Origin of the sequence: Raineyella sp. LH-20 (genome assembly GCF_033110965.1) — a bacterium.
Taxonomy (GTDB): Bacteria; Actinomycetota; Actinomycetes; order Propionibacteriales; family Propionibacteriaceae; genus Raineyella.
The window spans coordinates 2275796-2288876 of sequence record NZ_CP137003.1; the positions used below are offsets into that span (position 1 = coordinate 2275796).

The window sequence follows — 13081 nt, forward strand, 5'->3', positions numbered from 1 at the left end:
GCCGCAGTCCCGAGGGTGATGCTGCCAGAGGACGACGCGGTCGCGAAGGCGATGCAGGAGCTGACAGCGATGCTCCGGGCCCGAACGGCCAGGGATGACACAGGGCCCCGGGGATCACTCCCGGGGCCCTGCTGCGTCAGGTCGATGCTGCGGTCAGGCCTCGACGCCGAACTCTGCGCCGAAGTCGCCGTCCTCCAGGCGGTCCTTGATGGCCACCAGGAAGCGGCCCGCGTCGGCGCCGTCGATGATCCGGTGGTCGTACGACAGATTGAGGTACATCATGTCGCGGATCGCGATGGTCTCACCGAGGTGCTTGTCGACCAGCACCACCGGGCGCTTGACGATGGCACCGGTGCCCATGATCGCGGACTCGGGCTGATTGATGATCGGGGTGTCCCACAGAGTACCGACCGAGCCGTAGTTCGTGATGGTGAAGGTGCCGCCCGACAACTCGTCCGGCGAGACCTTGCCCTCGCGGGTACGGCTGCCGAGATCGCCGATCGCCTTGGCGAAGTCGGTGACGGTGAACGCCCCGGCGTTCTTGAGCACCGGGACCATCAGGCCCTTCGGGGTGTCGACGGCGAGGCCGAGGTTCTCGTTGGCCGGGTAGCTGATCGTCTTGTCGTCCATGTTCACGCTGGCATTGACGATCGGGTACTGCTGCAGGGCCTCGACGGCGGCCTTCGCGATGAACGCGAGGTAGGTCAGGCCGACCCCGTGCTGTGCCTTGAAGCTGCTCTTGATCTGGGCCCGGAGCCGCGAGATCAGGGTCAGGTCCACCTCGACGGTAGCGGTCAGCTGGGCGGCGACGTCCTTCGAGTCGCGCATCCGGCGGGCGATCGTCTGGCGGATCCGCGACATCTTCTCGGTGGTGCCGCGCAGCGGCGAGACCTCGCGAGCGGCGGCCTCGACCGGGGCGGCGACCGCGGCGGCCGGAGCGGCCGGAGCCTTGGCGGCGGCGGCCGCGGCCAGGACGTCCTGCTTGCGGATCCGGCCACCCACGCCGGTCCCGGCGAGGGCCGTCAGATCCACGTCGTGCTCGGCGGCCAGCTTGCGGACCAGCGGCGTGACGTACGCGGCCTCGGCGACGTCACCGCCCGCAGCGCGCGGGGCGGCGACCGGGGCGGCAACCGGTGCGACCGGGGCGGCAACCGGTGCGACCGGGGCGGCAACCGGTGCGACCGGGGCAGGGGCGACCGGTGCCGCAGCAGGGGCGGGGGCGACCGGGGCCGGAGCCGCGGGGGCGACCGGGGCCGGAGCCGCGGGGGCAGCCGGGGCGGCGGTGGCGTCGCCGATGACGGCGAGGACTGCGCCGACCTCGACGGTTTCGTCCTCGGCGACGCGGATCTCGAGGATGGTGCCGGCGACGGGGGAGGGGACCTCGGTGTCGACCTTGTCGGTGGAGATCTCGACGATGGGTTCGTCGATGGTGACGGTGTCGCCGACCTTCTTGAGCCAGGTGGAGACGGTGCCCTCGGTGACGGACTCACCGAGCGCGGGCAGGGTGACCTGGGTGCCCTGGGCGGGAGCGGCCGGGGCCGCAACCGGTGCCGCGGGGGCGACGGGGGCCGGAGCAGGGGCGGGGGCGACCGGAGCCGGAGCCGCGGGGGCGGCAGCCGGAGCCGCGGGGGCGGCAGCCGGAGCCGCGGGGGCGGCAGCCGGAGCCGGGGCGACCGGGGCAGCGGTGGCGTCGCCGATGACGGCGAGGACTGCGCCGACCTCGACCGTCTCGTCCTCGGCGACGCGGATCTCGAGGACCGTGCCGGCGACCGGTGAGGGGACCTCGGTGTCGACCTTGTCGGTGGAGATCTCGACCAGCGGCTCGTCGACGGTGACGGTGTCACCGACCTTCTTGAGCCAGGTGGAGACGGTGCCCTCGGTGACGGACTCACCGAGCGCCGGCAGGGTGACCTGGGTGCCCTGGGCAGGCGCAGCAGGCGCGGCAGGTGCAGCGGGTGCAGCGGCCGGGGCCGGTGCCGCGGGGGCCACCGGCGCAGCCGGAGCGGGGGACTGCGCCACCGGAGCAGGAGCGGCCGGAGCCGGCGCGGAGCCGGCCTCGCCCGGTTCGCCGATCACGGCCAGGACTGCGCCGACCTCGACGGTCTCGTCCTCCGCGACGCGGATCTCGAGGACCGTGCCGGCCACCGGTGAGGGGACCTCGGTGTCGACCTTGTCGGTGGAGATCTCGACCAGCGGCTCGTCAACGGCGACCGTGTCACCGACCTTCTTGAGCCAGGTGGAGACGGTGCCCTCGGTAACGCTTTCCCCCAGGGCCGGGAGAGTTACAGAAGTCGACATGATCGCTTTGGACTCCTTCGGAACGGTGACGACGCAGTCAAGTACGTCGTTACCCTACCCGCAGGCGCCCGGACCGCGAGCGACGTTCCGATGACTCACCGGGGCGTCCTGCATCCCGGCACACCGCGCCGTGGTGCCGATCGACGCCGATCGCGACGCCGTGACGGCCGGTCATTCCATCGTCAGGGCGAGGTCCACGAGGGTCCGTACGCCGGCACCGGTGCCGCCGGTCGAAAGGTGCCCGTCCGCGGCGCCGTCCCGCCAGGCCGGGCCGGCCACATCCAGGTGGGCCCAGTTGCGCTCACCCGCGAAGTGCTCGAGGAACGCCGCCGCCACCTGCATGCCGAGGTAGCCGTCGGTGGCGGACGAGGCGAGGTCGGCGTACGGCGTACGCAGCTTCTCCCGGGCTTCGTCGGTCAGCGGCAGCTGCCACATCGCTTCGCCGCTGGTCTCGGCGGCGTGCAGCAGACGTCCGGCCACCGTGTCGCTGCTGGCGACCAGGCCGATCGTGTTCAGGCCCAAGGCCCGCATGCACGCCCCGGTGAGGGTGGCGATGTCGACCACCAGATCGGCGTCGTCGGCGGTCGACAGGGACAGGCAGTCGGCCAGGACCAGCCGCCCCTCGGCGTCGGTGTTGGTGACCTCGACCGTGGTGCCGTCGTGCATCGTCAGCACGTCCGAGGGGCGATAGGCGGTCCCGGACGGCATGTTCTCGGCCATCCCCGCGTAGGCGATCACCTCCAGTCGCAGTCCCAGGTCGGCGATCGCCCGGGTGGCGGCCATCACGGCGGCCGCGCCACCCATGTCGCACTTCATCGTGAGCATGCCGGCGGCCGTCTTGATGTCGAGTCCGCCGGCGTCGAAGGTCATCCCCTTGCCGACCAGCACCAGTCGCTGGGTGGCACCGTCGGGGGCGTACGAGGCGCGGACCACTCGAGGGGCGTGCGCCGAACCGGCGCCGACCGCGAGAATGCCGCCGACCCCTTCAGCGGCGAGCTGCTGCTCGTCGCGGACGGTCACCTCCACCGCACTCCCGTCGAACCAGTCGACCACCGCCGCGGCGAACGTCTCCGGGTAGAGCAGATTCGCGGGGGTGTTCACCCAGTCGCGGGCCCGTGCGACGGCGGTGCTGGTGGCAGCGGCCAGGCGGAGCGCCGGAGCGTGGTCGTCCGCGTACGCGTCCAGCACGACGACCTCGGCGATCTTTGCGGCGGCGACCTCGCCGACCGGGCGGATCGGGTCGTAGGTGCCGAGCACTGCGCCCTCGGCGGTCGCCCGGACCGCGTCGAAGGCCGAGATCGGCATGACCACCGCATCCTCGTGGAGGGACACTGCGACGCGTACGCCGTCCCCTGCGGCGACCCCGCCGCTGATCGTACGCAGCGCCGCCCCGGCCGCCCGCCGCAGCACTTCGGAGGTCGGCGTGACGGAGCCGAGGCCGACCGCGACCACGCGGGTGCCCCCGGCCAGTCGGCCCAGTGCGGTCACACTGCCGATCTCGGTGCGCTTCTTCGGCCCGACCGCGAGCAACGCGAGGTCGAGAGTCGAGGTGTCCACCCCGTCGGGCAGCCCGTAGACGGTGCCCCGGTCCTCGGCGAGCCGTGTCCCCACGACCAGGTAGTCGATGCTGTCGGGCAGTTCCTCTGCCAGACGGAGCCCGGGCAGGGTGGTGATGTTCACGGTGGGTCCTCTCAACAGCAGCGGCCGTCGACGTCCGCCGGGTCCGTCCCGGAGCGTACGGCGGTGCGGGCGGAATGACCGGCGCACCGCTCCGCCACGCTAGTCCGTCGGCGGGACGGTGCCCGCTGGGGGTGCCACTATCGGCCCGGGGATGTCGCGATCCGGCCCGGGGGCCTCACTGTCGGTGACGGGGCGGTCAGGCGCTGAGGGCCATCGGCCCGTACACGACGACGTCCCCGTCGAGCAGGGTGACGGACTCGACGCCGGCCTCGTCCAGGTCGGTCCAGTGTTCGGCGAACCACGCCTCCGCGGCCGCCTGGGTGGCGAAGGAGGCTCCGAGCCCCACGGCGGTGTTGGTGTCGGCATCGAGTGCCGGGTCGGTGGTCCAGGTGAAAGACATGGTCACCTCAGATCTTGTCGCCGCGGCGGACACGGGGGGCGGGCATCCGCCAGCGGCGGAGCTGGAGGCAGCGGTTCATCCCGTACATGAACAGCCCCCGCTTGGGATGGCCGGGGTGACGCTCCTCGAGGATCTTGGTGAACTGGCGCCACATGAAGGCGATGTCGATCAGCACGGCCAGCACGATCAGGTAGAACAGGGCCATCACGTAGTTCGCCAACTGCGGGGTCTTGCCGACGAGCAGGCTGGCCGCCAAGGTGACCAGCAGCAGCGGCATGACGATCTCGCCCAACCGGAACCGCGAGTCGACCACGTCGCGCATCAGGGTCCGGCCGACGTCGGAATCGCGCTTGCGGACGTCCTCCTGGCGGGCCCGCCGGTCGGCCTCGATGTCGCGTTGGCGGCGCTCCTTCTTCGTCAGCGAGGGGTTGACCCGGGCCTTGCGAGCGGCCTCCGCCTCCTTGCGGGTGGGGGTGGGGCCTTCCTTCTTCCGGTGCGCGGTGGGGACCGGCGCCACCGCCTGCGCATCGTGCGCGGCGTCCTTCTTGGCGGAGTCGTCTTTCTTGCTGAACAGTCCCACGTCGGCCCTTCTCGTCCGTCCTGCGCTCCCGGGACGCACGCGGCTGACGTACGCCCTGTCCCGACCCGCCACCGTCGGCGGTGGATGGTCCGTCCTCAAGAGTAGCGGGCCACGCGGTGGGCATCGTCGTCAGGACGGAGCCGTGCCGAAGAGGTGTCTGCGTCGCCCGGCTCAGGGACCTCACCCCCTGGGCCCCGAACCGGAGGCCGGGGGCTCGTGTGTCGGCTCCCGAGCCCCTAGGCTGGACGGCGTACGTACGACCCGAGAGCCCAACGGAAGGACCAGGGACCGTCTATGAGTGGCATCTTCCAGAGAATCTCGACGATCTTCAACACCAAGGCGAACAAGGCCCTGGATCGGATGGAAGACCCTCGCGAGACCCTCGACTATTCCTATGAGCGTCAGCTCGAGCTGCTCCGCAAGGTCCGCCGGGGCGTCGCCGACGTGGCGACCAGCCGCAAGCGCATCGAACTGCAGGCCAACCAGCTCGGGCAGCAGGTCGACAAGCTCGACCAGCAGGCCCGCCGGGCACTCGAGATCGGTCGGGAGGATCTGGCCCGCGAGGCGCTGACCCGCAAGTCCGGTCTGGCCTCCCAGCTCACCGATCTTCAGGCCCAGCATGCGCAGTTGCAGGAGGAGGAGGAGAAGCTCGTCCGCGCCTCCCAGCGTCTGCAGGCCAAGGTCGATGCCTTCCGCACCAAGAAGGAGACCATCAAGGCCACCTATTCGGCGGCGGAGGCGCAGACCCGGATCAGCGAGGCCTTCTCCGGGATCGGTGAGGAGATGGGCGACGTCGGCCTGGCCATCCAGCGGGCCGAGGACAAGACCCTGCAGCTGCAGGCCCGGGCCGGCGCGGTCGACGAACTGCTCGCCTCCGGTGCCCTCGACGACGTCACCGGGTCGGCCCAGGACGACCTCACCCGCGAGCTCGACCAGCTGGCCTCCACCTCCCAGGTGGAGAACGAACTGGCCGCGATGAAGCAGCAGCTCGCGCTCGGGCCGTCCACGCCGGCACAGCAGGCGATCGGACAGGGGCAGGGCTACCGGGCCGGTCAGCCGCAGCAGCTGCCTCCGGGGCAGGCCCAGCAGGTGCCGCCGCCCACCCCGCAGGCGTCTCCGGCCCCGCAGGCGTCCCCCGCCCAGCAGGTGCCCCCGGCCCAGGCTCCCGAACAGTCGTGGACCGTACGTGCGGAGCAGGTGCCCGACACGACGGTGCCGGCCCAGGGCCAGCCGTTCGGCCAGCCCACTCCCGCCTCCCCGAATCCGCCGCGGCCAGAGGAGCAGCAGTGATCGTCCGCATCCTGAACGAAGGCCAGTTCCGACTCTCCGAGCAGGCGCTGACGGCGCTCAACTCCTTCGACGACGACGTCGAGCGGGCCCTCAACAGTGAGGACCAGGCCGCGTTGACCGCGGTGCTGAAGGCCCTGCTCGAGGACATCCGGACCCGCGGGGAGCGGGTGCCGGACGACGAATTGGCCGACTCCGACCTGATCCTGCCCGACGCCGAAGCGACCCTGGCCGACGTCCGCGCATGGTTGAGCGACAGCGAAGAAGGGCTGATCCCTGACTGATCCTGTCGTGGGCGGTCGCCCGACGCGCGTCGCATTCGTCACCGACCGGATCGGCACGCTGTCGGCGGCCGAGGCCGGGGAGTCGTTGGCCGCCGGCTGGATGTCCCGGCGGCCGGACGACGACCTGGTGGTGGTGCCGCTCGGTGCATCCGGTGCTGGCCTGGCGGAAGCGTACGCCGCACTGGTGCAGCGTCCCGTGTCGGTTGCGCCGGCGGTCCGGGCGACCGGGGCCGATCGGCCGGCTGCCGACGCCACCCTGTTGCTCGAGGTGGCCGGGCCGGAGGCGGTCCTGGTCGCCGTCGAGTCGGCCCCCGCTGCCCGGGTGCCGGGTGTCGATCCCAGCAGGGAGGCCAGCTCTTGGGCCTGGGGCGAGGCGATCGCCCGGGCCCTCGCCGAGCATGAGGACGTACGTCGCCTCGTCGTCGACCTCGGCGGCATGCGGGCACGGGACGGCGGCGCGGGATTGCTCGCCGCCCTCGGCGCGACCGCGGACGTCCCGCTGGACCGGGGCATCGCCGGCCTGACCGGGCTCACCACGCTCGACCTGACCGCGCCCCGGGCGGCGTTGGCCGGGATCGAGGAACTCGTCGCGGTCGTCCCGGCCGACCAGGCCGATCGCGTCCTGCTCGGCATCCAGGGGGTCACCTCCCTGCACGGAGTGGTGCTGCGGGAACAGGGACTGCCCTGGGACCCTGCGGACCTCTTGGCGGCCGACGCCACGCTGCAGCGCCTGGCCGCACTGGCCTCCCCTCGGCGGACCGATGCCCCCGGTCTGGGGGCCTGTGGCGGTGTGGCGTACGCCCTGGCCGCCCTCGGTGCCACCGTCACCACCGGCCCGGCCTGGCTCGCCGGTCTGACCGGGCTGGAGGAGACCCTGGCCGCTGCCGATGTCGTCGTCACCGGCAGCGGGGCGTACGACTTCGCCCATCGCGGCGGGGAGACGGTCGAGGCGGTCGTCGGGATGGCCGGTCGGGCGATGCGGCCGGTGGTCGCGGTGGCCGGCTACGTCACCATCTCCGCCCGTGAGATGAGGGCGCACGGCCTCGACGCCGCGTACGCCGTCCACGACGGGGTGCCCGGAGCCAGCGTGCTCGTCGACAGGGCCGACCTGGAGCAGATGGGCCGACGGATCGCCCGCACCTGGGCCGGCGCGACGCCCCCGGGGGTTGGAACCCCCGGGACCGCGTCCTAGACTGAAGTCCGCGGTTGCCCTGTCAACCAGATGTCGTCAACACCCCGGATCCAGACGGACCGGCAGCACCACCGATGACGGCCAGCACCGATCGTCACGACCGCGACCGGACGGCCGGAGGAGAAGCGATATGACCGTGCAGAACGAGACCCTGGCCCAGCAGGGCGTCATCCTGACCACCGAGGCCGCCGCCAAGGTGAAGTCCCTCCTGGCGAGCGAGGGGCGCGACGATCTCGCCCTGCGGATCGCCGTGCAGCCGGGCGGTTGCTCCGGCCTGCGCTACCAGCTGTTCTTCGACGAACGTGAGCTGGAGGGCGACATCGTCACCAGCTACGACGGCGTGAACGTGGTGACCGACCGGATGAGCGCGCCCTATCTGGGTGGCGCCACCATCGACTTCATGGACACCATCGAGCAGCAGGGGTTCACCATCGACAACCCGAACGCGCAGAGCTCCTGCGCCTGCGGCGACAGCTTCCACTGATCCACGCCATTCCGGCACGTGCCGGATCCTGGCACGTACCACACGCGGGGTCCCGCCCATTTGGGCGGGACCCCGCGTCGTCCAAGTCACAGTCCGGCGCTATTACCCGACATTGACCGTGATTCATGTCACTTCGAAGCGGTACGGTGAGCGGGAACGATGACGAGTCCGCATCGACGCCAGCCGCCGATGCCGTACTCAGTTACTGTGGGACAGACCGAAAGTGGCAGCAGGGTTGTGCCCTGCCGCCTGGGTGTGATCGGAAGGGTGTGACGTGGGTCTGAAGGGATGGCGGCGGCCACGAACGTGGGCTGCCCTCGGTGCCTCGGGGCTGGCGATGCTGCTGGCTGGGTGCGGCGACGCGCAGCAGGGAGCTGGTCAGGGCCGGAACTTGGGTCTGCCCGAGGCTGCGAGCGATCGTGCTCCGGCCATGGGGCAGATGTACGTGGGCTCCTGGATCGCCGCTTTCATGGTCGGCGCCCTCGTGCTGTCGATCCTCATCTACGCCCTGATCCGCTTCCGGCGGCGTGATCCGCAGGAGGTGCCGCGCCAGGTCCGCTACAACCTGCCGCTGGAGTTCGTCTACACCCTGGTGCCGATCATCATCGTCTGTACGCTCTTCTTCTACACGGTGAAGACGCAGAACCTGGTCCAGGCCAAGGCCGACTCGACCAAGGTCCACCAGATCGACGTGGTCGGCTTCAAGTGGTCGTGGGCCTTCAACTACGTCGAGGAGAAGAACCCGGCGGTCGGCGCGAACGTCAACGCCATCGGCACCATCGAGTCGCCGCCCACCCTGGTGCTGCCGGTCAACGAGCCGGTGCGGTTCCACCTCTACTCGCCCGACGTGATCCACTCCTTCTGGATCCCGGCTTTCTACTACAAGCTGGACGTGATCCCGGGACGGTCGAACACATTCGACGTCACCCCCACCAAAGTCGGGACGTACGCCGGTAAGTGCGCCGAACTGTGCGGCACCTACCACTCCGCGATGATCTTCAACGTCAACATCGTCCCGGTCGAGCAGTACAACGCGTATCTCAAGGGGCTGCAGGCCGAGGGCCGTACCGGTACGTTCTACGGTCCGCTGCAGGCCAACCCCCAGCTCCAGAAGGAGGGCAACTGACGATGACGACTCTCGCACGCGTCGCCACGACGTCTGAGACCCGTGAGAAGCCCGCCGTCTCCGCCGGCGCGCGGATCATGGAGTGGCTCACCACGACCGACCACAAGCTGCTCGGTCACATGTACCTGATGGTGGCGTTGTTCTTCTTCGCCGTCGGTGGTGTCCTGGCCCTGTTCATGCGCGCCGAGCTGGCCAACCCGGGTCTGCAGTACCTCAACTACGAGACCTACAACCAGTTCTTCACGATGCACGGCACGATCATGCTGCTGATGTTCGCGACGCCCGCCTTCGCAGGCTACGCCAACGCGCTGATGCCGCTGCAGATCGGTGCTCCGGACGTCGCCTTCCCGCGGCTGAACTCGTTCTCCTTCTGGCTGTACGTCTTCGGCTCGATCACCGCCTGCCTCGGCTTCTTCACTCCTGAGGGTGCGGCGAGCTTCGGCTGGTTCGCGTACGCCCCGCTGTCGAACTCGATCAACACCCCGGGCGCCGGCGGCGACCTGTGGACGGCCGGCCTCTACCTGCTGGGCCTGTCGTCGATCATGGGCTCGGTCAACTTCGTCACGACGATCATCACCCTGCGCGCGCCGGGCATGACGATGTTCCGGATGCCCATCTTCACCTGGACGGTCTTCGTCACCGGCATCCTGGTGCTGGTCACCTTCCCGGTGCTGGCCGCCGGCCTGATGGTGCTGTTCGCCGACCGTACGCTCGGGACCCAGCTCCTGGATGCCGCGAACGGTGGCCCGCTGCTGTGGCAGCACCTGTTCTGGTTCTTCGGTCACCCCGAGGTGTACGTGCTGGCGTTGCCGTTCTTCGGCATCACCTCCGAGATCGTGCCGGTGTTCAGCCGCAAGCCGCTGTTCGGCTACGTCGGCCTGGTCATCGCGACCATCGCCATCGGTGGCCTGTCCTTCACCGTGTGGGCGCACCACATGTTCGTCACCGGTGCGGTCAGCCTGCCGTTCTTCTCCTTCATGACCTACCTGATCGGCGTGCCGACCGGTGTGAAGTTCTTCAACTGGCTGGGCACCATGTGGGGCGGTTCGATCTCGCTCGACACCCCGATGCTGTGGGTGATCGGCTTCATCACGACGTTCCTCTTCGGTGGTCTGACCGGCATCATGCTGGCCTCCCCGCCGCTGGACTTCCAGATGTCCGACTCCTACTTCGTGGTGGCGCACTTCCACTACACGCTGTTCGGCACCGTCGTCTTCACCTTCTTCGCCGGTCTCTACTTCTGGTGGCCGAAGTTCTTCGGACGCATGCTGAACGAGACGTGGGGCAAGATCCACTTCTGGCTCACCTTCGTCGGCTTCCACACCACTTTCTTGGTGCAGCACTGGCTGGGCATGGAGGGCATGCCGCGGCGCTACGCGGACTACCTGGTCACCGACCACTTCACCACGCTGAACCAGATCTCCACCGTGGGCGCCTTCATCACCGGCATCTCGCTGCTGGCCTTCGTCTGGAACCTGTGGATCTCCCGCAACAACCCGCGGGTCCAGGTCGACGACCCGTGGGGCTGGGGCCGTTCGCTCGAGTGGGCCACGTCCTGCCCGCCGCCGTCGTTCAACTTCCTGTCGCTGCCGAAGATCCGCTCCGAGGCGCCGGCCTTCGACCTGCACTACCCCGAGATCGCTCGTACGGTCCACGGCCACAGCCTGGACGATGAGCCCGTCGTCGCGACCAAGGAGGTCACCAAGTGAAGGCCGAACAGTGGGTGTTCTGGGGGATCGCGATCTACCTGGCCATCATGAGCCCGGTGTATGCCCTGTCCACCTGGATGACCGAGGGATACGTCGAGATCATCGGCACCGTCGTGCTGATCCTGACCTTCATCTTCACCGCGATGATCGCCGGGTTCATCGCGATCACCGGTCGCCGGATGGATGCCCGCCCGGAGGACCGGATCGATGCCACGATCGCCGAAGGCGCCGGACCGATCGGCTTCTTCGCCCCCGCGAGCATCTGGCCCTTCTGGTGCGCACTGGTCGTGATGCTGATGTTCCTCGGCTGGATCTTCGGCTACTGGCTGACCATCATCGGTGCCGGGATCGGCGTGTGGGCGGTCGCCGGCTGGTCGCTGCAGTTCTACCGCGGGGACTACGCCCACTGACGTACCTCAGCTGCTGACCTCACGAAGGGGCCCGGACGGATCGACCGTCCGGGCCCCTTCGGTCGTCTACGGAGCCGAGGGCGGTGCCGGTCACCAGCTCTGCAGCAGTGGGCGTCCCTCCTCGTATCCGGAGGAGGACTGGACGCCGACCACGGCACGTTCGTGGAATTGCGCCAGGTTACGGGCACCGGCGTACGTGCAGCTGGAGCGTACGCCCGAGGTGATGAAGTCCAGCAGATCCTCCACGCCGGGACGCCGCGGATCGAGGTACATCCGCGAGCTGGAGATGCCCTCCTCGAACAGGCCGGCGCGGGCCCGCTCGAAGGCGCCCGTCCCATGCGTACGGCTGCGGACGGCTCGGGACGAGGCCATGCCGAAGCTCTCCTTGTAGAGCCGCCCCTCCGGATCCACCTGCATCTCGCCGGTCGACTCGTGCGTCCCGGCGAACCAGGACCCGATCATCACCGAGCCGGCGCCGGCGGCGAGGGCGAGGGCGACGTCACGGGGGTGGCGTACGCCGCCGTCGGCCCAGACGGCCCGGCCCTCGGCGCGGGCGGCCTCGGCGCATTCCAGCACGGCACTGAACTGGGGGCGGCCGACACCGGTCTGCATCCGCGTCGTGCACATGGCGCCCGGCCCGACGCCGACCTTGAGCACATCCGCGCCGGCGGTGATCAGGTCGAGGACGCCGGAGGTCGTGACGACATTGCCGGCGACGATCGGCACCCGGACACCCGTACGCTCGACCACCTCGTCGCGGACCGTACGGACCGTTTCGAGCGCCTGCAGCATCCGGTCCTGATGTCCGTGGGCGGTGTCGACGACGAGGACGTCGGCCTCCGAGGCCAGCAGGGCGCGCGTACGGCCCTCGACGTCTCCACTGATCCCGACGGCGGCGCCGACCATCAGGCGGCCCTTCGCGTCGACGGCCGGCTGGTAGATGGTGGCCCGGACGGCGCTCTTGCGGGTCATGATGCCGAGCAGCACGTCACCGTCGGTGATCACGGCGACATCGAGGTGGTGGTCCTCCAGCGCTTCGAACACGGCGGTGGGGTCGGTGTCCGGCGGGAGGGTGAGGAAGTCGGTCCGCATCACCTCGTGTGCCTGGGCGAAGCGGTCCACGTCGGAGGCGTTCTGCGGCTCCAGCAGCCCGACGGCCCGGCCGTCCTCGATCACCACGGCCACCCCGTGCGCGCGCTTGTGGATGACCGCCATGGCCTGCCCGACCGTCGTGTCGGAGGTGACGTGGATCGGTGTGTCGAAGACGGTGTGAGCACGTTTCACGCGACGGATCGACCGGTCGATCTGGTCGGTCGGGATGTCCTGCGGAAGGATCGCGATGCCACCACGCCTGGCCACCGTCTCCGCCATCCGTCGGCCGGCGATGGCCGTCATGTTGGCCACGACGATCGGCAGGGGAGTGCCGATGCCGTCGGTGCTGGTGAGGTCGACGTCGAAGCGAGAGGTGACGTTGGAGCGGCTGGGCGCCATGAACACGTCGCTGTACGTCAGGTCGAACGTGGGCTGCTCGGTGAGGAATCGCACGGGCCCATTCTTGCCCATCGCCCCCAGGGCGCCACGTGTTTCGACGGGAGAGCCGCGGCACCGGCAGGAACCACAGGGGCCCCCGC

Annotated in this window: 11 protein-coding genes and 1 pseudogene; 7 read left to right on the forward strand and 5 right to left on the reverse strand. The window is 69.9% G+C overall.

The window, feature by feature from the left end; genetic code table 11:
- Positions 1 to 153: 153 nt before the first annotated feature.
- From sucB to R0146_RS09990, 4 genes are all read right to left on the reverse strand, one after another.
- Positions 154 to 2298, reverse strand: a complete 2145-nt coding sequence (gene sucB, locus R0146_RS09975) for a 2-oxoglutarate dehydrogenase, E2 component, dihydrolipoamide succinyltransferase (protein ID WP_317689220.1) — start codon at positions 2296 to 2298, stop codon at positions 154 to 156.
- A gap of 171 nt (positions 2299 to 2469) precedes the next feature.
- Positions 2470 to 3978, reverse strand: a complete 1509-nt coding sequence (locus tag R0146_RS09980; protein WP_317689222.1) for a leucyl aminopeptidase — start codon at positions 3976 to 3978, stop codon at positions 2470 to 2472.
- 196 nt (positions 3979 to 4174) lie between these two features.
- Positions 4175 to 4384, reverse strand: coding sequence for a hypothetical protein (locus tag R0146_RS09985; protein ID WP_411567137.1), 210 nt, complete (start codon positions 4382 to 4384; stop codon positions 4175 to 4177).
- Between the two features lies 1 nt (position 4385).
- Positions 4386 to 4958, reverse strand: a complete 573-nt coding sequence (locus tag R0146_RS09990) for a DUF3043 domain-containing protein (protein WP_317689224.1) — start codon at positions 4956 to 4958, stop codon at positions 4386 to 4388.
- A 294-nt stretch (positions 4959 to 5252) separates the two neighbouring features.
- Here R0146_RS09990 and R0146_RS09995 point away from each other — a divergent pair.
- The 7 genes and pseudogenes from R0146_RS09995 to R0146_RS10025 all read left to right on the forward strand — a co-directional run.
- Positions 5253 to 5999: pseudogene (locus R0146_RS09995) on the forward strand (PspA/IM30 family protein); the annotation flags it as partial.
- A gap of 245 nt (positions 6000 to 6244) precedes the next feature.
- Positions 6245 to 6529 (forward strand): PspA-associated protein PspAA, encoded by a 285-nt coding sequence (gene pspAA, locus R0146_RS10000; RefSeq protein WP_317689226.1) that lies wholly within the window; start codon positions 6245 to 6247, stop codon positions 6527 to 6529.
- Between the two features lie 7 nt (positions 6530 to 6536).
- On the forward strand, positions 6537 to 7721 hold the full coding sequence (locus R0146_RS10005; protein ID WP_317689227.1) for a glycerate kinase: 1185 nt from the start codon (positions 6537 to 6539) through the stop codon (positions 7719 to 7721).
- A 130-nt stretch (positions 7722 to 7851) separates the two neighbouring features.
- Positions 7852 to 8205 carry a HesB/IscA family protein gene (locus R0146_RS10010; RefSeq protein ID WP_317689229.1) on the forward strand — a complete coding sequence of 118 codons (354 nt, stop codon included), beginning with the start codon at positions 7852 to 7854 and terminating at the stop codon, positions 8203 to 8205.
- Positions 8206 to 8542: 337 nt separating this feature from the next.
- Positions 8543 to 9331 (forward strand): aa3-type cytochrome oxidase subunit II, encoded by a 789-nt coding sequence (gene coxB, locus R0146_RS10015; RefSeq protein WP_317692371.1) that lies wholly within the window; start codon positions 8543 to 8545, stop codon positions 9329 to 9331.
- Positions 9328 to 11040, forward strand: a complete 1713-nt coding sequence (gene ctaD, locus R0146_RS10020; protein WP_317692372.1) for an aa3-type cytochrome oxidase subunit I — start codon at positions 9328 to 9330, stop codon at positions 11038 to 11040. The genes coxB and ctaD overlap by 4 nt, the downstream gene beginning before the upstream one ends.
- Complete coding sequence (locus R0146_RS10025; protein ID WP_317689231.1) at positions 11037 to 11450, forward strand: cytochrome c oxidase subunit 4; 414 nt, start codon at positions 11037 to 11039, stop codon at positions 11448 to 11450. The genes ctaD and R0146_RS10025 overlap by 4 nt, the downstream gene beginning before the upstream one ends.
- A gap of 90 nt (positions 11451 to 11540) precedes the next feature.
- On the opposite strand, the gene R0146_RS10030 is transcribed toward R0146_RS10025, so the two are convergent.
- Positions 11541 to 13013: a GuaB1 family IMP dehydrogenase-related protein gene (locus tag R0146_RS10030; protein WP_317689233.1), complete on the reverse strand. Its 1473-nt coding sequence runs from the start codon at positions 13011 to 13013 to the stop codon at positions 11541 to 11543.
- Between the last annotated feature and the right edge of the window lie 68 nt (positions 13014 to 13081).

Excerpts from the sequence above, each read along its gene's own strand:
- sucB (WP_317689220.1), bottom strand. The coding sequence starts at position 2,298 with ATGTCGACTTCTGTAACTCTCCCGGCCCTGGGGGAAAGCGTTACCGAG.
- R0146_RS10010 (WP_317689229.1), top strand. The coding sequence starts at position 7,852 with ATGACCGTGCAGAACGAGACCCTGGCCCAGCAGGGCGTCATCCTGACC.
- coxB (WP_317692371.1), top strand. The coding sequence starts at position 8,543 with ATGCTGCTGGCTGGGTGCGGCGACGCGCAGCAGGGAGCTGGTCAGGGC.
- R0146_RS10030 (WP_317689233.1), bottom strand. The coding sequence starts at position 13,013 with ATGGGCAAGAATGGGCCCGTGCGATTCCTCACCGAGCAGCCCACGTTC.